This is a genomic window from Asticcacaulis sp., assembly GCF_051954415.1.
Lineage (GTDB): Bacteria > Pseudomonadota > Alphaproteobacteria > Caulobacterales > Caulobacteraceae > Asticcacaulis.
Map to the genome: position 1 here is coordinate 17,594 of NZ_JBQCHT010000023.1, position 24,864 is coordinate 42,457.

Annotated in this window: 19 protein-coding genes; 7 read left to right on the forward strand and 12 right to left on the reverse strand. The window is 60.6% G+C overall.

What is annotated here, in order from left to right:
- Positions 1–109: 109 nt before the first annotated feature.
- The 7 genes from ACTHND_RS08060 to ACTHND_RS08090 all read right to left on the reverse strand — a co-directional run bounded on the left by ACTHND_RS08060 (position 110) and on the right by ACTHND_RS08090 (position 10,623).
- Complete coding sequence (locus ACTHND_RS08060) at positions 110–1,519, reverse strand: glycoside hydrolase family 30 protein (RefSeq protein WP_440177434.1); 1,410 nt, start codon at positions 1,517–1,519, stop codon at positions 110–112.
- Between the two features lie 11 nt (positions 1,520–1,530).
- Positions 1,531–3,030, reverse strand: coding sequence for a tryptophan halogenase family protein (locus ACTHND_RS08065; protein ID WP_440177435.1), 1,500 nt, complete (start codon positions 3,028–3,030; stop codon positions 1,531–1,533).
- A 244-nt stretch (positions 3,031–3,274) separates the two neighbouring features.
- Complete coding sequence (locus ACTHND_RS08070) at positions 3,275–5,182, reverse strand: glycoside hydrolase family 3 protein (RefSeq protein ID WP_440177436.1); 1,908 nt, start codon at positions 5,180–5,182, stop codon at positions 3,275–3,277.
- 185 nt (positions 5,183–5,367) lie between these two features.
- Positions 5,368–8,202 (reverse strand): TonB-dependent receptor, encoded by a 2,835-nt coding sequence (locus ACTHND_RS08075; protein WP_440177437.1) that lies wholly within the window; start codon positions 8,200–8,202, stop codon positions 5,368–5,370.
- A gap of 346 nt (positions 8,203–8,548) precedes the next feature.
- The gene (locus ACTHND_RS08080) at positions 8,549–9,604 is read right to left on the reverse strand and encodes a LacI family DNA-binding transcriptional regulator (RefSeq protein ID WP_440177438.1); all 1,056 of its coding nucleotides are present in this window, start codon (positions 9,602–9,604) and stop codon (positions 8,549–8,551) included.
- Between the two features lie 93 nt (positions 9,605–9,697).
- Positions 9,698–10,033 (reverse strand): hypothetical protein, encoded by a 336-nt coding sequence (locus ACTHND_RS08085; RefSeq protein ID WP_440177439.1) that lies wholly within the window; start codon positions 10,031–10,033, stop codon positions 9,698–9,700.
- A 95-nt stretch (positions 10,034–10,128) separates the two neighbouring features.
- Positions 10,129–10,623, reverse strand: coding sequence for a YcgN family cysteine cluster protein (locus ACTHND_RS08090; protein ID WP_440177440.1), 495 nt, complete (start codon positions 10,621–10,623; stop codon positions 10,129–10,131).
- A 133-nt stretch (positions 10,624–10,756) separates the two neighbouring features.
- On the opposite strand from ACTHND_RS08090, the gene ACTHND_RS08095 reads away from it, so the two are divergent.
- The 3 genes from ACTHND_RS08095 (at position 10,757) to ACTHND_RS08105 (ending at position 14,922) form a co-directional block, all read left to right on the forward strand.
- Positions 10,757–12,598: an ABC-F family ATP-binding cassette domain-containing protein gene (locus ACTHND_RS08095; protein ID WP_440177441.1), complete on the forward strand. Its 1,842-nt coding sequence runs from the start codon at positions 10,757–10,759 to the stop codon at positions 12,596–12,598.
- Positions 12,599–12,798: 200 nt separating this feature from the next.
- Positions 12,799–13,776 carry a hypothetical protein gene (locus ACTHND_RS08100; protein ID WP_440177442.1) on the forward strand — a complete coding sequence of 326 codons (978 nt, stop codon included), beginning with the start codon at positions 12,799–12,801 and terminating at the stop codon, positions 13,774–13,776.
- Positions 13,777–13,824: 48 nt separating this feature from the next.
- Positions 13,825–14,922, forward strand: coding sequence for a DUF2336 domain-containing protein (locus ACTHND_RS08105; RefSeq protein ID WP_440177443.1), 1,098 nt, complete (start codon positions 13,825–13,827; stop codon positions 14,920–14,922).
- A 391-nt stretch (positions 14,923–15,313) separates the two neighbouring features.
- On the opposite strand, the gene ACTHND_RS08110 is transcribed toward ACTHND_RS08105, so the two are convergent.
- Together ACTHND_RS08110 and ACTHND_RS08115 are read right to left on the reverse strand one after the other, a co-directional pair.
- Positions 15,314–15,547, reverse strand: a complete 234-nt coding sequence (locus ACTHND_RS08110; RefSeq protein ID WP_440177444.1) for a hypothetical protein — start codon at positions 15,545–15,547, stop codon at positions 15,314–15,316.
- On the reverse strand, positions 15,547–15,717 hold the full coding sequence (locus ACTHND_RS08115) for a hypothetical protein (protein WP_440177445.1): 171 nt from the start codon (positions 15,715–15,717) through the stop codon (positions 15,547–15,549). Before ACTHND_RS08115 ends, ACTHND_RS08110 begins: the two co-directional genes overlap by 1 nt.
- Before the next feature lie 344 nt (positions 15,718–16,061).
- Between ACTHND_RS08115 and ACTHND_RS08120 the strand changes: the two genes are divergently transcribed.
- Positions 16,062–16,607 carry a hypothetical protein gene (locus tag ACTHND_RS08120; protein WP_440177446.1) on the forward strand — a complete coding sequence of 182 codons (546 nt, stop codon included), beginning with the start codon at positions 16,062–16,064 and terminating at the stop codon, positions 16,605–16,607.
- Positions 16,608–17,034: 427 nt separating this feature from the next.
- Here ACTHND_RS08120 and ACTHND_RS08125 read toward each other — a convergent pair whose 3' ends face one another.
- Positions 17,035–19,122, reverse strand: a complete 2,088-nt coding sequence (locus ACTHND_RS08125; protein ID WP_440177447.1) for a M13 family metallopeptidase — start codon at positions 19,120–19,122, stop codon at positions 17,035–17,037.
- Between the two features lie 438 nt (positions 19,123–19,560).
- Complete coding sequence (hisS, locus tag ACTHND_RS08130) at positions 19,561–21,042, reverse strand: histidine--tRNA ligase (RefSeq protein WP_440177448.1); 1,482 nt, start codon at positions 21,040–21,042, stop codon at positions 19,561–19,563.
- Positions 21,043–21,222: 180 nt separating this feature from the next.
- On the opposite strand from hisS, the gene ACTHND_RS08135 reads away from it, so the two are divergent.
- The 3 genes from ACTHND_RS08135 to ACTHND_RS08145 all read left to right on the forward strand — a co-directional run bounded on the left by ACTHND_RS08135 (position 21,223) and on the right by ACTHND_RS08145 (position 22,574).
- Entirely contained in the window at positions 21,223–21,393 is a 171-nt protein-coding gene (locus ACTHND_RS08135; protein WP_170828259.1) for a hypothetical protein, read from the forward strand.
- A gap of 231 nt (positions 21,394–21,624) precedes the next feature.
- The gene (locus tag ACTHND_RS08140; protein ID WP_440177449.1) at positions 21,625–22,125 is read left to right on the forward strand and encodes a hypothetical protein; all 501 of its coding nucleotides are present in this window, start codon (positions 21,625–21,627) and stop codon (positions 22,123–22,125) included.
- Positions 22,125–22,574 (forward strand): hypothetical protein, encoded by a 450-nt coding sequence (locus tag ACTHND_RS08145; protein ID WP_440177450.1) that lies wholly within the window; start codon positions 22,125–22,127, stop codon positions 22,572–22,574. The genes ACTHND_RS08140 and ACTHND_RS08145 overlap by 1 nt, the downstream gene beginning before the upstream one ends.
- Here ACTHND_RS08145 and ACTHND_RS08150 read toward each other — a convergent pair.
- Positions 22,571–24,646 (reverse strand): protein-disulfide reductase DsbD family protein, encoded by a 2,076-nt coding sequence (locus ACTHND_RS08150; RefSeq protein WP_440177451.1) that lies wholly within the window; start codon positions 24,644–24,646, stop codon positions 22,571–22,573. The genes ACTHND_RS08145 and ACTHND_RS08150 overlap by 4 nt on opposite strands.
- Positions 24,647–24,864: the final 218 nt, after the last annotated feature.

A 24,864-nucleotide genomic window follows, 5' to 3' on the forward strand; every position in this document is an offset into this window, starting at 1 on the left:
CGCACAAAAAAGCCGCCCCATTTTCATGGAACGGCTTTACTTTATACCTCCCCGACTTGTCGGGGAGGGGGACCGACGCGCATAGCGCGTTGGTGGTGGGGTTTCTGACTTACTTCCACACAAACGTCGCCACCGCCCCGGCCGGCAAGGTATATCCAAACGCCTTCCCGTCTGCCTCCACCGTAAACGCCGTCGCTTCCGCATTGCCATTCAATGCAATCAGCACCAAAGATCCATCCGGATTTTTAAACGCCACATTGGAAATCCCGTCCGCCTCATTGGAAGCCACCCGCACCGCGCCCGCCTTGACGAATTTCGACGCATGGCCAAAGGCGTAATATTCGATATTTTTCGTCACCGCGCCTGTGCCGGAATTGATGGTCACGATGCCCCGGCAATCGCTGCATCCGCCCTTGTGCGGACCGAAATTCTCATCCAGCGCCAGGTTCCACATCAGCACGCCCTTCGCCCAGTTGCGCGTCGAGCCAATGATCAGATTCTTCACCGTCCAGTCGAAGGTATCGCTGAACTTTGGTGCCCATTCGCCGCCCGAACATTCGGTGAAATAAGCATCCTTGCCGGGGTAGGCGTCATGCACCGGGCCTTGCGCCGCCACATCGCCGGCATAGCAATGCCAGGCCACGCCGGCGACATAAGGGCTGGCCTTCGCATCATTAAGAACCGTCAGCGGCGAGGACGGCAGATCCCAGTTGTGGTCATAATCGAGAATCTTCGTCTTCCCGCCATCGGCCTTCAGTTTCGGCCCCAGAAACCCGCCGATAAAGGCGGCGCGCGACTCCGGCTCCACCCGCATCCCCGGATAGGAATCCGGCTCGAAGCCCGGCTCATTCTGCAGGGTCAGCAGGGTGATATCGACGCCCTCCGCCCGCATGTCCTTGAGATAGCGCGACAGATAATCGGCAAAATACGGATAGGCGTCCGGCTTCAAAGACCCCTGAATAAGACTATCCGTCGTCTTCATCCAGCCCGGCGCCGACCATGGCGAGGCCATGACCGTCAGCTTCGGATTGATGGCCAGCGCCTGTTTCACCGCCGGGATGACATCCGTCTTCGCGGCATCGATCGAGAAATGCGCCATCTGCGGATCGCTCTGCCCCGCCGGCATGTCATCATAGGAATAATGCGCGCGCGAAAAATCGGAAGCCCCTATGGTCAGGCGCATAAAGCTGAAATTCAGGCCCTCCGCCCCGAACAAATCCCCCATCAGGGCATTACGCTGATCATCCGTCATCCTGTTGCGGATCAGGTAGGCCGAAGCATCCGTCATGGCGGCGCCGAAGCCCACCATGCTCTGGTAGCTCTGCGCCGGATCGACCGTGATCACCGTGCCCGATGCCACCGCGCCGAAATACACATCTCCTTGCGGCGCCAGCAGCTTCGACTGATCGGCATCCGTCTCCCACACCTTGATCGCCGCCTGACTGCCCGCCAGTCCGACGGTCGCGCAGCCGCCCAGGCCCATCAGAGCGGCAAATAGCGCCACCTGGAAAATCCGCATTCTATCCTCCGTCAGGCCTTACAGGTGGCCTCTATATATTGTGCATGGCCCGGCATGGCCGCCACGCATTTTCCGATCACGCCACTGATATCATTGAGATATTTTATTATTTCGCTGTCCGCCCGCAGGTCAACGAACGGATCGTAACCGGCGGGAATCGCACCCTGGCCGATCAGCACCTGTATCCAGCTTTCGTCGACGAAAAGCTCCTCGCCTGTCTTGAAGAACCGCCCGGCCACGCGCCACAAATCCAGCCGCTCACGCAAGGCTTCGGGGATATCCATATCCCGGCAATAGCGCCACATCGGGCTGTCATCGCGCGTGGTCAGCTTGTAGTGCGCGATCAGGAAATCGCGGATCTCACGGTATTCCTCATCGACCAGCCGGTTGAAACTGTCGCGCTGCGCCGGCGCGAACCCGGTGTCCGGAAAGAAGGCCAGCAGCCGCAAAATCACGCTCTGGATCAACTGGATCGAGGTCGATTCCAGCGGCTCCATAAAGCCGCTCGATAAGCCCACCGCCACGACATTCTTGTCCCACACCTTGCGGCGCTTGCCCGTGCGGAAGCGGATCACGCGCGGCTCCGCCAGGGGCTCGCCATCCAGATTGCCCATCAGCACGGCCGTCGCCTCATCATCGCCGATATAGCGTGATGAAAAGACGTGGCCATTGCCGATGCGATGCTGCAAGGGAATCCGCCATTGCCAGCCGGATTTATGCGCGATCGAACGTGTATAGGGCAACAAGTCTCCCGCCGACGTACAGGGAACAGCGACCGCACGATCGCACGGCAGCCAGTGCGACCAGTCCTCATAACCGGCACCCAGGGTCTGCTCGATCAGCAGTGCGCGCATCCCCGAACAGTCTATGAAAAGCTCGCCTTCGACCACCGCGCCGCTCTCCAGCACCACACCTTCGATAAAGCCGTCCGTCGCTCGCTGATTGACCTTTACGACCTTCCCCTCGGTGCGCTTCACGCCCAGCGCTTCCGAATATTTGCGTAGGTAGAGCGCATAGAGTCCGGCATCGAAATGATAGGCATAGGCGATATCGTTGAGCGGCGATGCCTTCATGTCCGGCCGTGCCCGCATGAACCGGTTAGCATAGGCGGCAGCCGTATTGATCGAATAGTCGGCGAAGCGATCCGACACCTGGCCGGTGCCACGCATTTTCAGCCAGTACTGGTGCATCCGCAGCCAACCCAGGTCCTGGCCGATCTTGCCAAAACCGTGGATATAGCTGTCCCCCTCACGGCCCCAGTTGATGAATTCGATCCCCAGCTTGAAGGTCGCCTGCGTGCTCCTGATGAAATCGGTCTCGTCCAGTTCCAGCAGGTGATTGAAGCGCTTGATCGCCGGAATCGTCGCCTCTCCGACGCCGATAGTGCCGATCTCCTCGGACTCCACCAGCTCGATTTCCAGCCCCTTTTTGGCCAGCTTCGCCAACAACGCCGCCGCCATCCAGCCGGCCGTGCCGCCCCCAACGATGACCACTTTCTTCAGAGGAGTCATAGTCGGATACCTGAAACATTTTCTCGTACCTCCCCGACTTGTTCGGGGAGGGGGACCGCGCGCCGGCAATTCAGAAGCCGCGCAAAGAATGGCGCGTGGTGGTGGGGTTTCTTACTTACTTTTTCTCTGCCGGTCGCCAAGTTATACAAGCAAGAAGCCCCACCACCACGCTCATGAAGAATGAGCGCGGTCCCCCTCCCCATCATAGATGGGGAGGTATAAGCATAAGCAAGATTGTTCAGCTTCATTTACATTCCACCGGCGCCGATACGGGCAATGCCCCGACCACACCCGGTTTAGCATAGCTCAGGCCATAGCCCAAAGCGAACTGTGGTGCCGCACCTGGACACCCCGCCGACGGCCAGTCAAACGACAATGTACCCGTAAAATCTTTCGCCCCGAACAGCACATCCGTCACGCCCTTGCCTTCCGTCCCCGGCAGCCAGGCGGCGACAAAGGCATCCGACAGGTTGATCAGGTCATTGGCATAAACCGTCCGGCCCGATTCCAGGACCGTGATCACCGGCCTGCCCTTGCCTGCTACCGCCTGCAACACCTTCAAATCCTCAGGATATCGCGCCGTGTGCGTCAGGTTGCTCACATCCCCCGCCGTCTCGGCATAGGGCGTCTCCCCCACCACAGCTATCACCGCATCATACGCACTGACATCCACGCCCGCCGCATCCGCGCTATAGGTCACATTCCCCGCCTCGGCCTTGATCCCCGCCAGGATGCTGTCGGCATTGGGGAAGTCCGTATTGGCATTATCCGTGCCCTGCCAGGTGACGCTCCAGCCGCCAGTCTGGTTGCCCAGGCTGTCGGCGCTCTTGCCGACCACCAGGATTTTCGCCCCCTTCTTCAGCGGCAGAACGCTGTTGTCATTCTTCAAAAGCACCAGTGACTCGGAAACCGCCCGCCGCGCCAGGTCACGCGCCTGAATGGCCGAAACCTTCCCGGCATAGGGATTACTCGACGGCCGCGCCCCAAAGATCTTCGCCCGCATCTTCACGCGCAAAATCCGCGTCACCGCGTCATCGATGCGCGACATCGGAATGGCGCCGTTCTCGACATCGGCCACGGTCGCATCAATGAATTTGTCCCACTCCAGCGGCACCATCATCATGTCGATACCGGCATTGATCGCCTGCGGGCAATGATAGTTCAGGCAGCCCGGCAATTGCCCGACCGCGTTCCAGTCGGAGATGACAAAACCATCGAAGCCCATCTTGCCTTTCAGCACGTCGGTCAGCAGATATTCATCACCGTGCATCTTGCCGTAATCCTTACCCGTGGCGCCGTCGGTCCACGAGGAATAGGAGGCCATCACGGTCTGCACACCGGCGCCCAGCGCGCCATAATAGCCCTGGCCGTGAATGTTCATCAGGTCGGACTCGGGCGACATATTGACGCCCTGGTCCTTGCCGTTTTCCGTGCCGCCGTCGCCGATATAGTGCTTGGCCGTCGCCACCACATTGCCGGCCTTCGAGAAATCGCCCTGCATCCCGGTGACGTAAGCCGAGGCATAATCTTTCACCTCCAGCGGATCGGAGGAAAAACCCTCATAGGTCCGGCCCCAGCGCTGGTCTTCCACCACGGCAAGCGTCGGCGCGAATACCCAGTTGATGCCCGTGGCGCGTACAGCCTTCGCGGTCGCCGCGCCGATCTCGCCGATCAGTTCCGGATCGTGCGCCGCGCCCAGCCCGATATTGTGCGGAAACAGCGTCGCCCCGATGACATTGCCGTGGCCATGCACCGCATCCGTGCCCCACAACAGCGGAATCTTAGTCTTCATGTCGGTTTTCATGGATGCGTCATAAAATCCGTCTGACATCGCCACCCAATCCTTTAGCGTGGCGTGCTTCATCATATAGGGCCACGAACCGCCGCCATTGAGCACCGAGCCGATGTAGTTCTTGCGGATATCCTCCGGCGTCACCGCCTTGATCTCGGCCTGAGTCATCTGACCGATCTTCTGCCGCAGGGTCATCTGACTGACGATTTTGGCGATCTTCGCCTCCATCGCCGCATCCGGCTTGATGGCGGATTCGATATGCGGCCAGTCCTTCAGTTCCTGCGCATAACTCAAGGGCGCAAACAGAAGGCACAGCGAGATCGATCCGAGCAACACCCGGCGGAAAGACAACTTGGACATGGAAATTTCCTATACCTCCCCAACTTGTTGGGGAGGGGGACCGCGCCATTCTTCATGGCGTGGTGGTGGGGTTTCTTGCTTACTCAAAACTCAAAAAAGACATCCGGGGAAGGCCGGGAGGTGCCCTCCCCGGATAGCCAACACCTGCCGCCACACGCAACGAACGGCGGCAGGCGCTCGGGGGATTACTGGAACTTGTAGCTGACGCCGAAGAGGATCGTCTTGCCGTATTCCTCATAGATTTCCGGATAGGAAGACCCGTCCGCCGTCTTGTTCTCCGTCACCTTCAACTGGGTCTGGTAGTTGGAGTCAGTCAGGTTATAGCCCTGCAACAGGAAGGTGACGCCCTTGAGCGGGCCGTCCTGCATCTGGTAGCTGATCTGGGCATCGACCTGGTCATCGGCCAAGATGCGGGCCGCCGCGCGGTTGGCGTAAAGCGCATAGGTCTCGCCCAGGAAGGCCGAGCGGTAACGGTAGCTCAGGCGCGCCGAGAAACCACCCCGCTCGTAATAGCCGGTGAGGTTGCCGACATCGCCGGAGAAGCCCGGCAGTTTCGACGGATCGATATCATCACCTGAGCGGATATTGGTCCAGCCGCGCGAGAAGCTGCCAATCACGCCAAAGCCATTCAGCTTGTCCCAGATCAGAGCCCCATCCAACGCGCCACTGAATTCAATACCGGACACGTTCTTGCCGCCGCCGATATTGCTGGCGGTGCCGTCATCATTGATCGGCAGGGTAAAGCTGCCGATATTGCTGAGCGGCGTCACCCCGCTGGTATTGGTCCAGCCGGTGAAGTCGTAGTTGGAGACCGTCAGGTTACGGATATAGTTGCGCATGACCTTCTGGAAGCCGGCCACGCCGATATAGCTGGTCCGGTTGAAGTAGCGCTCGTAGGCCAGGTCAACACCATCGGCGATCCATGGCTTCAGGTTCGGATTGCCGCCGGAGCCGCTCCATGTCTGGGTCGTGATACTGACCGAAGCATTGCGGCTGGCGCGCATATCCTCCATGCGCGGACGGGCCATGGCGCGGCTCATCGCAAAGCGCAGCACGGAATTGTCGTCCATGTCGTAGATCAGGTTCAGGCTCGGCAGGAAGTCGCCATATTCCTTGCTGGTCGAGACCCACTGGCCGATCGCCGGCGAGCCGCGCTGGATGATCTCGTTACCGGCCGAGGTCTGCTTGGCGCCGACATATTGCAGGCCCAAATTACCGCGAAGGCCATGCCCGCCCATCTCCGTATCGATGTTCATCTTGGCGAACAGGGTTACGAGTTCTTCATCGACCTGCCAGTACTTGTTGAGGTTGTCCTCGTTCAGGATGGCGCGGCGGTCATAATATTTGTCGAGCACGCTGCCCAGGTCATAGGACAGAACCTTGCCGAAGCCGGCAAAATCGAGATTGGTCGGTTCCTGCAGATCAGCGGCATCGACCGCCACGCGCGTGCCGTGGCAGTCATTGGTCGTCTGGTTCCAGCCCTTCAGACACAGATCCCATTCCTGCACGCCCTTTTCCTTGGTGCGGTGCGAGTAATCAACGCCCAGTTCAATACTCTTGAAGCCGCCCCAGTCCATGTCATGCACGCCGCTGAACCGCGCCGTCGCCAGTTGATCGACCACTTTCGGCTGACGGATGGCGCCATCATGGCCCCAACCGCCCCAGGGCGCCACATCGCCGAGATAGACATTATCGGCATCGGCATAGTTCAGGCCCGGCGTAAGCTGCGGGAAACCGCCAAAGGCGATGTTCTCATCAATCGTATCGAAGGTTCGGCTGACCGGCGTCGGGTCGGTGCCGTAGCCGGCATAGGTTTCGGCGATGCTTTCCTTGCGCACCGAACGCGAATAGCCGAAATCAATCACCGACCGCCACGCGCCGATGTTAAATCGGTTGTTCGAGCCGAAGGAGAACATCTCGTCGCGGCGCAGATTGTTGTCGTTGCGGATGATCGGCGCAATGCCGCTGATCGTTGCCTTCTGCACCACCGGCGTGCCACCGCGGTCCGACACCACCACATTCGAGAAGTGGATGTCGTCGGTCCATTGGGTCTGATACCACTGCGCGCCGTGCGTCACTTCGTTCTGGTCAAAGACCGAGTAATAGAAGTCATTCACGCTGCGGAAATTGTCGTTCGGCTTGAAATCAAGCACGGCCATATAGCCATCGCGCGTCTGGCGGCGGGCGGTCGACCAGATTTCAACGCCGTGCAGACCAAACGCATCAGCATTGCCGAGGCGCGGCAGGCCGGTGACCGAGTCATTGCCCTGCTTGTCCCACCACCAGCTCTTGGAGTGCTGCAATTCCGACGGATCATCGAGGTGCGCATAGGAGAGCGCGACGCCCAGCTTGCCGTCCATGAACTGATCGATATAGGCCAGGCTGATACGATTACCATTGGCGCTGTAGCCGGGCACGATCTCGCCATTGGTATTGACCGAACCACGCACATTCACCGAAATGACGCGCTTGTTATAGTCCAGTGGGCGCACCGTATTCAGCACCACCGTACCGGAAAGGCCCTGGCCCGTCAGGCCGGCGTCAGGCGTCTTGTAGACGATGGCCGAGGAGACCATTTCCGAGGGGTACTGATCGAATTCGGCAGCGCGGTTGTCGCCGGAAGAGACCTGCATCCGGCCATTCAGAAGCGTGGTCGAGAAATCACCGGAAAGCCCGCGAATAGAGATGGTCTGCGACCGGCCGCCGACGCGCTGCGCCGCCAGGCCCGGCAGACGCGCCAGGGATTCAGCGATCGAGGCGTCCGGCAGCTTGCCGATATCTTCGGCCGAAACCGCTTCAACGATCGAGGTGTTCTTCTTCTTGATGGTCAGCGAATCCTGCAAACCCTTGCGGATGCCGGTAACGATCACGACCTGGGTATCTTCGGCCGGCGCGGCCGCGGCCTCATCCTGAGCCTGGGCCGCCGTTGTCAGGCCGCCCAGCGCAATGGCGCAGGCCGCCGTCGTCATCAGAACCGTTTTAATGGACGCAGAACCGCGTCGCGTGACAGATTTCATCATGTTCCTCCCCGGATCGGGTGTTATGCGCTCTTTGGGTGCCGTATAGGGCGAGTTGATCCCGCCATTGGAAGCGCTCTCAATTCCTGCGCTGCAGAATACGCCTCTGTCAAGCGCGACACCACGCACAAGCCCGTTTTCAGCCATATTTGGGCCGATCAGAGACAAAATGTGTTCAATATGACACAAGGTTTAGGCTGAAACCATTTATGGGAGCGCTCCCATTTTTCTCCTCCCCTGCGCAGCGGCAACTTCGTTGTGAGGGAGGTGTCAGCGCGAGGCGCACAGCGCCGGTGTCGCTGACGGAGGGGGCCTGTTTTAACTTTAATCCCTGTGCAAGGGCCTTTCCTCACCCCTGCGGCGGGCTGGCACTCTCGCGCATGACCACCTTATGCGGCACCACGTCAAACCGCAGGGGCAAGGGACCACTGGCCGTCTTGCCGGCCTTGATGCGCTCGACAATCATTTCCACGGCGCGATAGCCGATGGTCTTCAGCGGCTGGTTCACCGTGGTCAGCGGCGGCCAGATGATCTCCGACACCGGCGTATCGTCGAACCCGACGATGGAGAGATCCTGCGGGATGTTCAGCCCCACCTTGTGCGCCGAAAACAGGGCACCGACGGCCATGTCGTCATTGGCGCAGATAAGCGCGCTCGGTCTGCGGCCATTGCCGAGGATCGCCGCCGTCAGTTCCACGCCCGAGCGGAAGGTGAAATTGCCGCGCATCACCGTCACATCCGCCTCGCCTATCCCCGCCTCGGCAATCGCCCGGCGGAAACCGGAATAGCGCTCCTCGGCCGAAAGGTGCCCTTCCAACCCCTTGATAAAGCCGAACCTTTTATGACCCAGAGACAGCATGTAGCGGGTCATTTCATAGCCCGCCACCTCGTCATCGATGCCCACGCCCGAAGCCACCTTCTGCGCCGCCAGACCGGGCGAAATGCACACCACCGGGCAGTTGCGTGCCTCCAGTTCGCGCAGCAGGTCGCAGTCGTCGGAAAAGGGCGGCGTCAGGATCAGACCGTCGCAGCGGCGCGAATCGACCAGTTCGATGATCTTCGCCGTCTTGCCAAGGCTATGCTGGTTGACCGTGTGCATCAGAAGCTGAAACCCGGCCTCGGCGCAGCCCCGCAGCGCACCCAGTTCCAGGCCGGAATGATAGAAGGAGTTGGGCTCGCTATCGAGGTCCGAGGCATAGACCAGGCCTAGCACCTGCGTCTTGCCGCCGGCCAGGAACCGCGCCTGCATATTGACCTTATACTGCAGCTTGTCGACGGCCTTGAGCACACGCTGGCGAACCTCCTCGCGTACATTCGGTCCGCCATTCAGCACGCGCGAAACCGTGGCCCGCGCCACGCCGGAAAGCGCCGCTACATCATCGATCGTCGGTTTACCGGCACGCAATAGTGTGTCTCATTCGCCAAACAGTCATATCCGCTTTATGCGGCCAGTTGCCGCAGGACACAAGCCCCTATCGCACACCTATTGAAAGCGCTCTCAATAATGAGAGTGATCACGATTCCTGTCCTGATCCCGGTCATGATCATGATCGCGTCCGCGGTGCATCCGCGCCGAATGGTAGCCGTCCGCCGCCTCGCGCCGGAAATGCCGGCCATCGTCGCGGCGGTACTGGCGGGACGTGCGGTCGCGGTAATAGTACCAGCCGTCATTGCTCCAGTAGCCATCCCGCACCGGGCCGTAATAGTTGTCATAGTAGAGATCGTCATAATCGTTATAGCCGTAACCGACCCCGGCACCGCCATAATAACCGGCGCAGCCGCTGAGTCCCAGCACAACGGCCAGGGCCGTCGAAAGAACAATTGCGCGTTTCATGACCGTCTCCCTGAAGATTTCCTCAGCAAAACGTGCGCGCAAAATCCTAAGCCGGAAAGACGAAAGCCCTCGCGCTTCGCAAGGATATAGTAAATCTAGTCGATATCCTCGGCCGGCCAGTCGGAGCGGTCTTCACTCAGATCCCAGGCGGCGAAATCGAGCGCCTCTTCCGGATCGCCGAGCGCCAGCTCGGAAATCGTCTGGCCGCGGATCGACACACCTGAACGATGCACCGTCTCACGGTCGCCGGTGATCAGGTAATGCCAGGCCGGCAGCGTCTTGCCTTCATGCAGCCGGCGATAGGCGCAACTCATCGGCATCCATTCCAGGGCCTCGATATTGCGCGGCGTCAGCTTGATGCAGTCCGGCACATGCCTCTTGCGGTTCTGGTAGTCGGAACAGGCGCATTTGTCCGGATCGAACAGCTTGCAATGCACGCGCGTCGGGATGACCTCCAGCGTCTCCTCGTCCTCGAACCGCACAAGGCAGCACAGCCCGCAGCCATCGCACAGGCTCTCCCACTCCTGCGGATTCATTTCGGCGAGGGTCTTGGTTTCCCAGAAGGGTTTTTGCGTCAGAGTATCAGCCATGCGCGGGCTTATAGTCCCCCGCGCTCATTTTTGCACCCAAGTTATTTCCCAACAGCCTGAAAAGCAGATGGGCCGTTCCTCGCTGACGCAGATTTCCTTTGTAAAATAGCCACCAGCACACTACATGGCGCCTATGGCCAAAACACCCGCTACAAAGGCGCCCCTGCTCGCCCTGAAAGACGTCCGCCTGATGGACGGCATGAACCCGCTGTTCGACGGCGTCGATATCGCGCTGGAGCGCGGCGTGCGCGCCTGTCTCGTCGGCAAGAACGGCGCCGGCAAATCGACCCTGATGCGCCTGATGTCGGGCCTGATAGAGGCCGACTCCGGCGAGCGCATCGTCAGCAACGGCATCCGCTATGCCTTCGTGCTGCAGGAGCCGGAACCCAAGGGCGAAACCATCCTCGACTGGGCCTGTTCCGGCGGCGCCGAGCACTATACCGCCGAGGCCGAGCTCTATGCCTTCGAGATCGATCCGAACGCGCCGACCACCTCCATGTCCGGCGGCGAAAAGCGCCGCGCCGCATTGGCAAAAGCGTTTGCCGAAGAGCCCGACCTCCTGTTCCTGGATGAGCCGACCAACCACCTCGATATCTTCGCCATCGAGACGTTGGAAGACCGCCTGCGCTCCTTCCGCGGCGCCGCGCTGATCGTCTCCCACGACCGCACCTTCCTGGAACGCACCACCCAGCGCTGTTTCTGGCTCTATGATCGCAAGGTGCTGAAGCTCGACCAGGGCTATGCCGGCTTCGAACCGTGGTCCGATTCGGTCATCAGGGACGCCGAGGAATCGCTGGCCCGCCTGCAAAAGGCGATCGAGCGCGAGACCAAAACCTTCTATTCCTCGATCACCGCCCGCCGCACGCGCAACGAAGGCCGCGCCTCACGCCTGGCCGCCATGCGCGCCGACGCCACGGCCCGCCTGATGCAGCGCGGCAAGACCATGGAGATGAGCATCGATTCCGGCGGCACCTCCGGCAAGCTGGTGGCTGAACTGAAAGGCGTCTCCAAGGCGTTCGGCGAACGCACACTTTTGAAGAACTTCTCGACCCGCATCATGCGCGGCGACCGCCTGGCGATCGTAGGCCCCAACGGCGCCGGCAAGTCCACCCTGGTCAAGCTGCTGCTCGGCCAGATCCCGGCGGATTCGGGCGAAATCAAGCTCGGCACCAATCTCGAAGTCGCCTATCTCGATCAGGGCCGCGACGCCCTGAAAGGCGAAGAAACCCTGTGGGATGTGCTGGCCAATTCCGGCTCCGACCAGATCATGGTCCAGGGCACGCCGCGCCACGTTGCTGCCTACGCCAAGGATTTCCTCTTCCGTGAAAACCAGTTGCGCCAGCCGGTTAAGTCGCTGTCCGGCGGCGAGCGCAACCGCCTGCAACTCGCCCGCGCCCTGGCCAAGGCCACCAACCTGCTGGTGCTCGACGAACCGACCAACGACCTCGACATGGATACGCTCGACCTGCTCGAAGACATGCTGGCCGATTACGACGGCACGCTTATCCTGGTCTCCCACGATCGTGACTTCATCGACCGCCTGGCGACCTCGACCCTGGCCCTGAACGGCAAGGGCGATGCCGCCGAAACCCCCGGCGGCTGGCAGGATTTCATCCGTCAGAATCCGGATTTCTTCTCGGAAATCTCGCGCATGGAATCGATCAAGATCAAGGGCGACACGCCGAAAGTCCTGTTTGAAAAACCGGTCGAGGTGGCGATGCTCAGCAAGAAGCCGGCGGCAAAGCTCAGCTACAAGGACCAGAAGCGCCTGGAAGACCTGGAGCGCCTGATGCCCGAATGGCAGGCCGAGATTGAAAAGCTGGAAGAGATTCTCAGCGATCCCAACCTCTACACCAGAGCGCCCAAGGCTTTCGAGCAGACAACCCGGCAACTGACCCACACCCGTACATCGCTGGAAAACGGCGAGATGGAATGGCTCGAACTGGAAGAAAAGCGCGCCCAACTCGCGGGCTAATCTCTCTTGTACCTCCCCATTTTACTGGGGAGGGGACCGCGCCAATTCATTGGCGTGGTGGAGGGTATCTTGTTTTACCGCTTATCCACTTCCCGCGGCTGCAACCGAAAATCCCCGTCTATTAGGTCTTAATTAAACTCACTGGCTTAAGCTTTCAGGGTTACAACCTGACGTACCGCGTGAAAGTCATCAAGCAAGCCATGACCAAGCCTGCCCGCCGTGCCTGTTATCTGCTGCCCGCCGCCGTCGCCCTGACGGTGATCGCAGCCCCTTGCGCGGCCTTCGCCAATTCGGCCGGTCCCTACCTGAACTGGAGCGCCAAGGCCCAACCGGTCACGGAGACACCCCTGCAGACCGAGCAGGTCCAGACCGCCACCGGCGCCTATCCCGTTCCGCCGTCGCCCTATGGCCAGGTTGGCGATCCCTATGCTCGCCCCTTGCGCTGGCCCGCCAAGCAGTCGTCCCCCGTCGCCGCCATCTCACCACCGCCGCAGCCGGATTTCGCCCCAGTGCCGACCGCCGCCATCCGCAATCCGGCGCCGGTTTCGGTGTCGCAACCTGTGCCGATGGCTGCACCGAAACCGCCTGTCGTTGTCCCTCTTCCCCAGGCGCCCGAACGCGAAGACCCCGGCCTGGCCGACGATCCCGACCTGACACCCGAAGCGCCAATCGCTTCACAGCCCTCACCGCCTCAAGCCGCCCGCAAGCCTGCGCCCACTGTGGCTTCAGCGCCGACACCCGCACGCGCCGAAGCCGCGCCGCCCTCGGCCGCCGTCGCTTCCGCCATGAGTACTGACGGCGCCTACGAAGTGCCCACCACCAGCAAATATGCCGCCCGCATCGCCGCGGCCCGCGCCGCGCAACTGCCGACCGCCGAAGTCCCCAAAACCGGCAAGCCAGAGGCCAAACCAACCGCCACCGCGCCGGAACCCGATGTCTCTCTGGCCTCGCAGGAAACCGATCATGTCTTCATTCCCGGCGAGCACTACACCACCCCGGCCGACGAACCACGTCTTTACAGCCTGCATCGCCAGTACGGGATGCGCCCCGATCCGATCAGCGTCACGCCCGGCGCCACGGGCGCATTGCTGACCGTTTCGCCGGAAGAAGGCGGCGATCCGAACGATGACGATAAGACCAGTGATGCCGGCAAAAAATCCGACACCGATAAGAACTGATCCATACTCTCTAAATCTTCCCGCCAGAATGGCCCGCAAGGAAACAGAATGTCCCGCGTCCCGACCTCAGCCCTGACCGACCTGATCGAACTGGCCCAGGAACCTTCGAGCGCCAAGCGCCGCGAACTGCTGCGCCAGGTGACCGGTATCTTCATGACCAATCCGGAAGAGATCAGCGGGCCGGAAATGGAACTTTACGATTCGGTGATGAGCCAGTTGGCCGCCGATATGGAAACCGCTGTCCGCGCCGAAATCTCCACCACCATCTCGCAAACCCGCAACGCCCCGCTGGGCCTCCTGCGCCGCCTGGCGTCCGATGACATCGCCGTCGCCGAACCGATCCTGACCCGCTCGCAGGCGCTCAGCGAAACCGACCTGATGCACATCGTCTCGACACAAGGCCAGGATCACCTCCGCGCCGTTTCCAGGCGCGACACCGTGCCGGAAAGCGTCTCCGGCGTCATCGTCAACCGCGGCGACGACACCACCCTGCACACCCTCCTCAGCAATGACGGCGCCCGCCTGTCGCGCGCCACAAACGAACAGGTCATCCAGCGCGCCCAGGCCAATCCGGCCCTGCACGAGGTCGTGGTCAACCGCGCCGACATGCCGGTCGACCTGATGAACGACATGTATTTCGTCGTCGAGGCTCGCCTGCGCGAACGCATCATGCGCGAAAACGAAAAGCTCGATCCCGCCGTGCTCGAACAGGCCCTGTCAAAGGGCCGCGACAAGGTGGCCGTGGCCTATGGCAGCTTCCCGGATGATTACGAGAAGATCTTCGCCGAGGTCGAATCCCTGCGCCGCAATTCGCGCCTGACCCCGACCCTGCTCGCCAAGTACATGCGCGATCCGAACCCCACCTATTTCCTCTGCGCCCTGGCGCAGATGGCCGATATCGATTTCCTGACCGCCCGTCACCTGGTCGAGAAAAAGGAAATCGACGCGCTCGCCATCGCCTGCAAGGCGGCCGATCTCGACAAGGCGCTCTTCCTGACCTACGCCATGATCATGCTGTCGGACCAGGAAAACGCCATGGGCAAGGCCAGCGAATATGGCCGGCTCTACACCGACCTGCCGCGCGATACGGCGCTTCGCACCATCCGCTTCTGGCGCCTCAGGCGCGCCGAGGGCCACGCCGCTTAATCGGGACTTTGCCCCGATTAAGCTTTTTTCGTAAGAAAATGCCTCGCAACGGAGCTAGGCGCCCCCCTCGGCGGGCAGTCGCGCTTGCCAAAATGCGATTAGGCATCGCATTTTGGAGGTTTCATGCCTCTATCTCCTCCCTACCGTAAGGTGGGGAGGTGGCAGCGCCCAGTACTTTCCGGCGAAGCCCGAAGGGCTGGTGTCGCTGACGGAGGGGCGCCCTTCCTCCCCCCTTCCGCGCAAAAAAAAGCCGCGCTAAACAGCGCGGCCAGTTTACAGGGAGGAAACGCCCAGGAAGGGCAAAGACCTCGAACAAGGTCTAGGTCCTCCCTATAGCAGTCTGTTAGCGCTACCGCAAGTAAAAAATGACAGCGCTGTCATGTTTTTTCACTCACCCCTCACCATGCGCGTGCAGGAACTTCGCCAGCGGTTCACGCAGGGCTTGCGGCCCGGAAACCGCCGCCTCGAACAGACGCTTCTGGATATCACGTGGCAGGTCGAACCAGCGCATGACCACCGCTGCGCCCAGGGCCTGAACCAGTTCGCGCTCATCTTCACGCAGGTCGTGGCCAGCCGAAAGGTTCCATGACAGGTATGGCTTACCGCCGTCAGATGTCTTTTCCATCACACCGCCTCCGGCTGGCGCGCCGCCCGAGCATCCGGTTCCGGTAAAGGCTCCGGCACGGGCATGGGGTCATCGCCTTCCGGCACCGGCGAAAGGTCGGGCACATTGGGCGCCGGATCGGGCACGGGCGGCGGCGGATCGTCCTCAGTATGGGGGTCAGTCAGGATCATAGTGATGCTCCCGGATGGATATCGGACAGATCAACCTAGCACTCAAACCGTAAAATCCGCAGACCGCAAACCGGCAGCTAAATCAAAATTTCATAAATACAGGAAAAATCCCTTATCCGTAAAACATATCCGCTTTTCATAAACCGTCCGAAAAACGAATACTTCCGGTCTGTTTGCCGCACCGACAAGACTTACAATCTCTTTACCGTGGTTACTCGCCATATGGATGACAATCTTACGGATCGGAGCGTAGGGTCTGCGCCGTGCCCGGCGATCCTGGGCACGGCATCAATCCACACATACCCCGTTACCATCCCGCCTCCCTTGCGGGAAAAGGAGATACCATGCCCAGAAACAACGACGACCAACGCGGCTCCCAATCCCGCGAACGCGACGAAGAGGGTCGCTTCACCAGCAGCCCCGGCCGCTCATCTTCACGCTATGACGATGACGACGACGATTACCGCACGCAAGGCCGCGACCGCGATGAAAACGGCCGTTTCACCAGCGGCCGCTCCCGTGACGAAGACCGCGACTTCGAGGACTGGCACGCCTATGGCCACGCCCGCGGCTGGCACGCTCACCAGCAGGGCCGCCACGGCCAGGCCAACCGCAACCGTAACGAAGAAGGCCGCTTCACCAGCGGCGGACGCGGCGCGCGGGATCGTGACGATGACCGCTCTTACGGGGCTTCATCGGGCGGGGCTTCATCGGGACAAGGCCGCGGCTGGCACGGCGATCCGGAAGGCCATGCCCGTGCCGGCAGCATGAGCCACGGCGGTTCGCAAAACCGTAGCCGCGATTATGACGACGATGATGATATGCGCGGTCGTGGCGCCACCAACCGCGAACGCGACGACGATGGCCGCTTCGTCGGCAATCGTCACTAGCCAGAGTCAGATGCTTTTAAGCTGAAGCTTTGCATCGGATGCGCACAAGAAGCCCCACCACCACGCCCGAAGTCGGGCGTGGTCCCCCTTGTAAGTTATTTGCGTCTGCTCTTTTCTGGACAGCGCACTCAATGCAAAGACCCACAACAAGACTTTCAAGACCTTCTTTGAAAACCTGGTCAAAGCCAGAAAGCCTAAAATGGTCGCCATGATCGCTGTCGCCAGGAAGCTACTGACACAGATCAACGCCATGATCAGAGATAACAGCCCCTGGACTGAACAAAAACTTGGCCAACAACGCAGTCGCTCTCCGACAAGTCGGGGACGTACAAAAAAGCCCGCCTCTTGCGAGACGGGCTTTTGTGAGAACCGCGACAACGGCGCGATTACCACCGTCACGATCCCGGGTGCAGGGTCTGCGACCCTGCTACCAGATTTTCACGCGATCAGCCGGCTTGACATAGTATGTCTGGTCCGGCTTGACATCGAAGGCCGAATACCAGGCATCGACATTGCGCACTGGACCGATGGCCCGGAACTTTTCTGGTGAATGCGGATCGGAGGTTAATTGACTCTTAAGGGCGTCATCCAGCGTCTTTGCTTGCCAAACCTGGGCGAAACCGAGGAAAACGCGTTGATCACCGGTAAAACCATCGATGACCGGCGCTGGCTTGCCACCAAGCGACATATGGTAGGCATCAAGGCCAAGCAGGATACCGCCGAGATCGGCGATATTCTCGCCCATGGTCAGGCCGCCCTGAATATGAAAGCCCGGTACGGGCTCGTAAGCATCGTATTGCGCGCCGAGCGCCTTGGTCTGGGCCTCGAACTTGGCGGCATCTTCCGGCGTCCACCACTCCACCAGCGCACCGGTCGAATCATAATGGCGGCCCTGGTCATCGAAACCGTGGGTGATTTCGTGGCCGATGACCGCGCCGATGGCGCCGTAATTGACCGCCATGTCGGCCTTCGGATCGAAGAAGGGTGGCTGGAGGATAGCGGCGGGGAAGACGATCTCGTTCTTGGTCGGCGAATAGTAGGCATTGACCGTCTGCGGCGTCATTTCCCAGTCTTCCGGGTCGATCGGCTGGTCGATATGCGACACCTGATAGGCCCATTCAAAAGCCGATGAACGCTCGATATTGCCATACAGATCATCGGCCTTGATGGTCAGGGCGGAATAGTCGCGCCACTTGTTGGGGTAGCCGATCTTGACGCCAAACGTGGAGAGCTTTTCCAGCGCCTTGGCCTTGGTGGGGGCGCTCATCCAGGTCAGGTTTTCGATGCGCAGCTTCATGGCCGCCAGAAGGCCATGGACCAGGTCTTCCATCTTGGCCTTGGATTCGGGCGGGAAGTAATCACGGACATAGGCGCGGCCGAGGGCTTCGCCCATCTTGTCGTCGGTGGTGCCGACGGCGCGCTTCCATAGTGGACGCTGTTCGGCGATGCCGTACATGGTCTTGGAGCGGAATTCGAAGCGGCGGGTATAGAAGCGATCCGACAGATAGGCCGAGCCCTGGTCGAGCGCATTGAAGGCTTCCCAGGCTTTCAGGGTTTCCAGCGGGGTATCGGCATAGATCTTGGCGATCTTCGGAATGGCGGTATTCTGCGCCACGATCACCTTCTGCGCCTGGGAGACATGGGCAGCGGCAAAGAAGCCATCCCAGTTGAAACCGGGCGCGTAGGTATTGAGATCCTTGAGCGCCATCGGGTTATAGGTCTTGGTGTCGTCGCGGCTCTCGATCTTGGTCCAGCTCACCTCGGCGATCTTGGTTTCCAGCGCCACGATATCCTTTGCCGCCTGTTCGGCGCCCGGATAGCCGGCCATGGTCAGCATGTCCTTGATATAGACCTCATAAGCGGCCTTCTTGTCGGCAAACCCGTCCTGCAGGTAATAGTCGCGGTCGGGCAGGCCCAGGCCGCCTTGCGACATCTGCAGGGCGCGGTAGCCTGGCTTCTTGGCGTCGTCATAGACGAAGATGCCGAAAAAGGCAGAGCCAAAGGTTTCCGAGGTCGCGCCCATGAAGGCGGCCATGTCGTCCTTGTTGGAGATGGCGGCGATCTTCGCCAGTTCGGCCTGTGCCGGCTTGAGATCGAGCTGGTTCTTCAGATCGACATTCATGGCCGAGCGGTAAAGATCGGCGATCTTCAGGTCTTCGCCGGTCAAATCCGTGCGGGCCGCCAGCCCGGTGACCAGGGCCTTAAGGCGCAATTCAGAAAGATCATAAAGAGCGTTGAAGCTGCCATAACCGGGCTGGTCGCCGGGGATGACCATATTTTTCAGCGCGGTGCCATTGGCATAGTCGAAGAAATCGTTACCCGGCTTGATGGACTTGTCCATACCGGCGGTATCGAAGCCCCAGGTGCCGTAGGTCTTGGCGACCGTACTTTCCGGGACCGCAACGGCGGCCGGGGCTTCGGCAAAGGCCGGCATGGCGGCTATAGGGGCGCTCAGCAAGGCGGCAGCGATCGCCAATGAGGAAATAAGGGGTTTGGCCAAGGGTTTAAAATGCATGTGGCTCTCCGGCAATGGACGGCCGGACTATCAGCGCGCCCCCAAAATCAGGCCCGCACATTGATACAGTTTAACAAACCTGTCTCATGAACATTTGGTAATCTTGTTGCGAAAGTTACCGCCGTACCAGAAGCGCGGCCATTTTTGACGCTATCGTCACTTTTCTCGGATTTTCAGGGTAAAAAAAAGCCCGCCTGGGGGGATAAACCCGGCGAGCTTTTTATTCTGTAAATTAAAGAGCGTTTCCTCCCCGAAACGCCGGAGCTGACTTCTCTCTACGGGAAAAGTTCTGCTCTCTTGCAACGGAGAAAACATTTTTTTGCCGGGACTGTCAACCAGTTTTGTCACATTACGTCAAAATTATTTCAGCAACGTGGCCATATTGTTTTTTTGCGTCAAAAACAGATCGCCATTGGCAGCGCTTCCATCCGCAACATCTTATGATTCCACTATGGATTTCAGATGCTTGATAGCTTCGGCACGGGGCAGGGTTACCTGTCCGGGCCGGCCTTCGCGCCAAGCCTTATTGTCACTTATTTGCATCGCCAGGTCACGGCCGAGATCGAGATCCTTGATGGTAACCGTACCAGATTTCAGTTCATCTTCACCAATCATGACCGCGGCGGGGCTTAATCGGCGGTCGGCATATTTCATCTGCGCCTTCATGCCGGAACGACCAAGATAGACTTCGGCGGGCAGGCCGGCGGCGCGCAGTTCGGCGGCCAGGCTGAAATATTCGCCCATGTCCGAATCCGAGAAGGCGATGATGACGATCGGGCCACGGGCACCGCTGCGCTTGCCGCCATCGAGCAGGCTGAGGGCGGCGGCCAGGCGCGAGACGCCGAACGAGAAGCCGGTAGCCGGCACGGACTGGCCGGTGAAGCGCGCCACGAGATCATCATAGCGCCCGCCACCGCCGACACTGCCCATCTGGACCAGATTGCCCTTGTCGTCGCGCAGCTCGCGCAGGAATTCCGCTTCGAACACCGGGCCGGTATAGTATTCGAGACCGCGCACGATACCGGGGTCGAAGATAGCTTCCTCTTCGGCAACGCCCATGGCCGAAACGGCGGCATTGATGCGCGCCAGGTCTTCCAGTCCCGCCTGTCCTTCGGCCGAACTGGCGAGCACGGCCGCCAGCTTTTCCAGCACGCCGGAGCGGGTATCGGCCCCGCCGGCCAGAACAAAATCAAGCACCGGCTGGATGGCGGCTTCGGGCAGTTGGGCGCCCTTGGTATAATCGCCACTTTCGTCCTTGCGGCCGGCGCCGAGCAGCATGGCCACGCCTTCCGGGCCGAAGCGGTCCATCTTGTCGATGGCGCGCAGGACACCCAGTTGCTGCGCAGAGTCGGTGACGCCGAGGCTCACCAGCAGGCCATTGAGCAGCTTGCGGTTATTGATGCGGATACGCGCCGGCACATCGAGCGCCTTGTAGCCGGCGACGGCCAGGGCGATCATTTCGGCATCGGCCTCCGGGCGGTCTGAACCGACGATATCGGCGTCGCACTGCATGAATTCGCGCAGGCGGCCAGGCCCTGGCTTTTCATTGCGCCAGACAGGGCCATAGGCATAGCGGCGGAAGGGCTTGGGCAGAGTTTCCCAGTTCTGCGCGGCGAAGCGGGCGAGCGGCGCGGTCAGGTCGTAGCGCAGGGCCATCCACTGGTCGTCATCATCCTGCTGGGCGAAGACACCGACATTGGGGCGGTCGGAATCGGGCAGGAACTTGCCGAGCGCATCGGCATATTCAAAGGCCGGCGTTTGCAGGGCCTCGAAGCCGAAGTCTTCATAGACTTTCGACACGGTCTCGATCAGCCGGCGCTCGATGGCGATCTGGCCGCTGCGCTTGTCGATAAAACCGCGCGGGCTGCGGGCCTCGGGCCGGAAGGTCTCAACAGTGTCTTTGTCGGTGTTCTGGGTCATGGCGGGCGAATTAAAGCATCCCGCCGCCGGAGACAAGCCGAAACAAAAACCCGTTCGCCCATAAGGGGAAAATAAAGGCGCCACGGTATTTTGACACTTAAGTCAAAAAAATGCGATCAACCCCTTCAAAATGCGGTAAAACAGTGTTATAAATATGGTTCCCTTAAGGAGGGCAAAACAATGAGTAAGTCGCATACAGCAGAGAACTTTTCGCGTTTTGTCGTAGCCATGGTCGTCGTCGTCGCCCTGATCGGCGCTGTCGTCTGGGCCTTCTCGACCTTCGACTCGATAGGTTGTGCCGCCGGTGTTCCGTGTCACAAGGGCGGTGAGCCCACGCACGTCAGTTACTGACGAAGCTCAAGGCTTCGCCATCCGTCATTTGCAGGAGTGACCTCCGGCTCAGTCCATGTGATTGCGCCGCTTGGCAGGTGCATTCCTGATACGCGGCCATTAACGCCGCTCCGTGCCCCATCGGAGCGGCGTCAGTGGTGTCTTTTGTAATGACGTCAGCTATTCGTTAACGCTTTCTTGGCCGCCATATTGCATAGTGCCGGGCAGTTTGTGTCACTCCCGGAGCGCGCCGTGAACCGTCCCCTTGCCATTGCCTGCATGGCCAGCCTGCTGCTGGCGTGGGGCGCGCCAGTTTTCGCCGCAGATGCCGCCGCAGGCTCACCAGCAAAAAGCGCCATATCGCAGGAACCCTTCTTCGCCGGGCTGGTGACGGAAGCCGGGCGCCTGAAAGCCGAAACCGAAGGCTTCACGCCGACGCCGAACCTCGTGTCACAACCCGATTTCCAGACCTATGCGCAAGCCATCAAGGCCCTGTCCGCGGGCGATCTGAAGGGCCACATGACGCTGAAAGCGCGCGGCACCGACCGTGACCTGAAATGTATCCTGACCGGCCTGTCACGCGACCTGCCGATCAAGCTGACGGCGATAGAAGCGGCAAAAAATGACGCCGATATGAAAACGGCGCTGACCAATATGGCCGACCTGCTGAGCGACAATATCGATGTGATCGTCACGCCGGCCACCGCCGATTCCGGGCTGGACTGTACCCTCGAATTCGGACCCGACGCCTGATGCGCCGCATCACGCTGACAGCCTGTCTTGCGATTGCGCTGCTCTCAGGCTGCGACAAACCGAAGCCTGAGGCCGCACCAACCGCGCAAGGCCTATCGCTCCCGGCGAGCCAGACCGCCTTCCTGGCCCTGCCGCGCACCGGCGCGGCGACGGATGACTTCTGCACGCGGTTCAAGACCTTTGACCGGTTTGAAAACTGGCAGGGCAAGGTGCAGGATCTGCGTATCTCGACGCTCGATGGCACGGCTGACCTGGAGATTAACATAGGCCAGGGCATACGTCTGGAGGCGATCGTGCAGAAGAGCGACCCGGTGTATCCGTCGCTGCTCAAGCTGGGCCTTGAGCAGGCGATCGTCGTTTCGGGGCAGTTCACCCACGCCAATAATGACGCCGACTGCCTCTATTATCGTGGGCCATTCGGTGTGCATCTGACCACTCTTAAGCTCTAGCGCGCCCGGACCACCTTCACCACATCGGCCGTCTTGAGCAGTTGCGGCAGGACCACCGGTTCGGCATTATTGGGGCCATAATAGACATAGAGCGGCACGCCGGAGCGGCCGAACAGGGTCAGGTAACGGGCGATGGCGGCGTCCTGGTTGGTCCAGTCGCCCACCATATAGACCGTGCCGGTATCGGCCACGGCCTTTTCAAAATCCTTTGTCGACAGTACCAGCCGTTCATTGACCTTGCAGGTGACGCACCAGGCGGCAGTCAGGTCGACGAAGACCGGCTTGCCCTCGGCGCGCAAGGCGGCCAGGGTTTCGACGCTGAAGTCTTTGTGCGGCAACAGGCCGGACGGCAGGGATTGAATTTTTTCGGCGCGCGGCAGTGAGGCCGCCAGACCGCAGAGCACGAGCCCCCCCGCCAGGACCAGCGGCTTGACGATCTTCGGCAGCGGACTTTTCAGTACGGCGATAACGACCAGCGCCAGGGCGAAGACCAGCAGGACCAGGCCATAAAGCTCGACCTGCTGCGCAAACACCCAGACCAGCCACAGGCATGCGGCATACATCAGCAGCGACAGGACGTGCTTGAGGACGTCCATCCACTTGCCGGGCTTCGGCAACAGGCGGGCGAAACCCGGCACCAGGTTGATCAGGAAGGTCAGGACGACGAACGGCAGGGCGAAACCTACGCCTAAGCTGACGAACACGGCAAAGGACACCAGTCCCCCTTGCGCCAGGGCCACGCCGATCGCCGTGGCCATGAAGGGCGCGGTGCAGGGTGCGGCAACGACCACGGCCAGAACACCAGTCAGGAGGGCGCTGAGCCGAGGGCGTTTCGCGGATACCTGGATGCCGCCCACGGCCTGCAGGGACGAACCGATCTCGAAGACACCCGACATATTGAGCGCCACCAGCAACATGACCAGGCTCAGGAACGCCGTGACATATGGCGACTGCAACTGGAAGCCCCAGCCGATCGACTGGCCAAAGGCGCGCGCCGCCACCAGGATCAGGGCGAGGCCGACAAAGGTAATGATGGTGCCCGCGCCATAGAACAGGGCTTCCTGTTGCGCCAGCCCCTTGTCATGGCCGGAGCGCGCCAGGCTGAGCAGTTTCATGGAGAGGACCGGGAAGACGCACGGCATCAGGTTGAGGATCAGTCCGCCAATAAAGGCGCCGGCGATGGCAATCAGGATGCCGGAGAGGGATGCCTTTGCAGTGGCCTGGGACACAGCGCCAAGACCATGGACCGACGGATCAAGCGGGGCGCGGTTCAGCCTGATCGCATAGGCTGTGCCATCCGCCAGTTTGAGCACACCGGACAAGTCGCCCTCCGGCAGGGCCGTGCCCGCCGCCTTTGTGCGCAGGGTAAAGCCCCTGGCGCCCATATCGAGCGCCTGCGGGGCCGGTGCACTGGTGACGCCACTCTGTTCGGGGAAGAAGTAGGCCCCTTGCGCGGTTACATCCGCCAAGGGGAAACCCAGTTCGATTTCGCCATTGCGCAGGTCGATGGTCGCGGCGGCGGAGTTGGCCACAGGCAGGGCCTTGCGAGCCTTTTCTATCACACCGGCCTCCGCGCCCGGTTTCGGCGCACCGACCTTGAGATCGAGGCTGACATCGAGGCTTTCGGGGATGCAGACATCGGCGCAGACAAGAAAATCGACATGGGCTTTGATGGGCAGGGTGTCTCCCGCCGCAAGGCTGGAGCCGTTATGCGCCGGGATCAGCAAGACCGTTCGGCCGGTAAAGCCATAGCTCATCAGGCCAAAGGCCGGCAGCAATTCCGGTGCCGGAAACTGCGCGTCTGCCGTGGTCACGCCGTCCGGCAGGTTCCATTTGAACTTCGGCGGCAGGCCGGTATCGCCGGGATTGATCCAGTAGGTATGCCAGCCAGGGGCCGGGGTATAATCGAGCGCCAGGGTGATGTCGCCATTCGGCGCAACCGTGGCGGACTCGGCGATCAGGCGGGCGGTGATATGGGGGGATTTGCCTTCGATGGCGCCATCCTGGGCATTGGCCGGCAGGGCAAAAGCAAGCACGAAGAAACAGACAACAAACCGCAGAATTGAAGACACGCGCCACCCGATGGAATTGGTTTTGCCTATCTATACGTTGAAGGCCGCGTTTTGGTGACAGAAAAATTTTTGATGGAGCAAGATGATTTCATGTTGAATCATCTCCCTCCACTTCCCTCTCTCCCCATTTTCATGGGGAGAGGACGACGGGCAAGGCGAAGCCGCAGATCGTCGGGTGAGGGGCTGCCAGTCTAACGGCCCCTCACCCGGTCGCCTTC

Coding starts and splice junctions, on each gene's coding strand:
- ACTHND_RS08060 (WP_440177434.1), bottom strand. CDS start 1,519: ATGCGGATTTTCCAGGTGGCGCTATTTGCCGCTCTGATGGGCCTGGGC.
- ACTHND_RS08065 (WP_440177435.1), bottom strand. CDS start 3,030: ATGACTCCTCTGAAGAAAGTGGTCATCGTTGGGGGCGGCACGGCCGGC.
- ACTHND_RS08070 (WP_440177436.1), bottom strand. CDS start 5,182: ATGTCCAAGTTGTCTTTCCGCCGGGTGTTGCTCGGATCGATCTCGCTG.
- ACTHND_RS08075 (WP_440177437.1), bottom strand. CDS start 8,202: ATGATGAAATCTGTCACGCGACGCGGTTCTGCGTCCATTAAAACGGTT.
- ACTHND_RS08085 (WP_440177439.1), bottom strand. CDS start 10,033: ATGAAACGCGCAATTGTTCTTTCGACGGCCCTGGCCGTTGTGCTGGGA.
- ACTHND_RS08090 (WP_440177440.1), bottom strand. CDS start 10,623: ATGGCTGATACTCTGACGCAAAAACCCTTCTGGGAAACCAAGACCCTC.
- ACTHND_RS08095 (WP_440177441.1), top strand. CDS start 10,757: ATGGCCAAAACACCCGCTACAAAGGCGCCCCTGCTCGCCCTGAAAGAC.
- ACTHND_RS08100 (WP_440177442.1), top strand. CDS start 12,799: ATGACCAAGCCTGCCCGCCGTGCCTGTTATCTGCTGCCCGCCGCCGTC.
- ACTHND_RS08105 (WP_440177443.1), top strand. CDS start 13,825: ATGTCCCGCGTCCCGACCTCAGCCCTGACCGACCTGATCGAACTGGCC.
- ACTHND_RS08110 (WP_440177444.1), bottom strand. CDS start 15,547: ATGGAAAAGACATCTGACGGCGGTAAGCCATACCTGTCATGGAACCTT.
- ACTHND_RS08115 (WP_440177445.1), bottom strand. CDS start 15,717: ATGATCCTGACTGACCCCCATACTGAGGACGATCCGCCGCCGCCCGTG.
- ACTHND_RS08120 (WP_440177446.1), top strand. CDS start 16,062: ATGCCCAGAAACAACGACGACCAACGCGGCTCCCAATCCCGCGAACGC.
- ACTHND_RS08125 (WP_440177447.1), bottom strand. CDS start 19,122: ATGCATTTTAAACCCTTGGCCAAACCCCTTATTTCCTCATTGGCGATC.
- hisS (WP_440177448.1), bottom strand. CDS start 21,042: ATGACCCAGAACACCGACAAAGACACTGTTGAGACCTTCCGGCCCGAG.
- ACTHND_RS08135 (WP_170828259.1), top strand. CDS start 21,223: ATGAGTAAGTCGCATACAGCAGAGAACTTTTCGCGTTTTGTCGTAGCC.
- ACTHND_RS08145 (WP_440177450.1), top strand. CDS start 22,125: ATGCGCCGCATCACGCTGACAGCCTGTCTTGCGATTGCGCTGCTCTCA.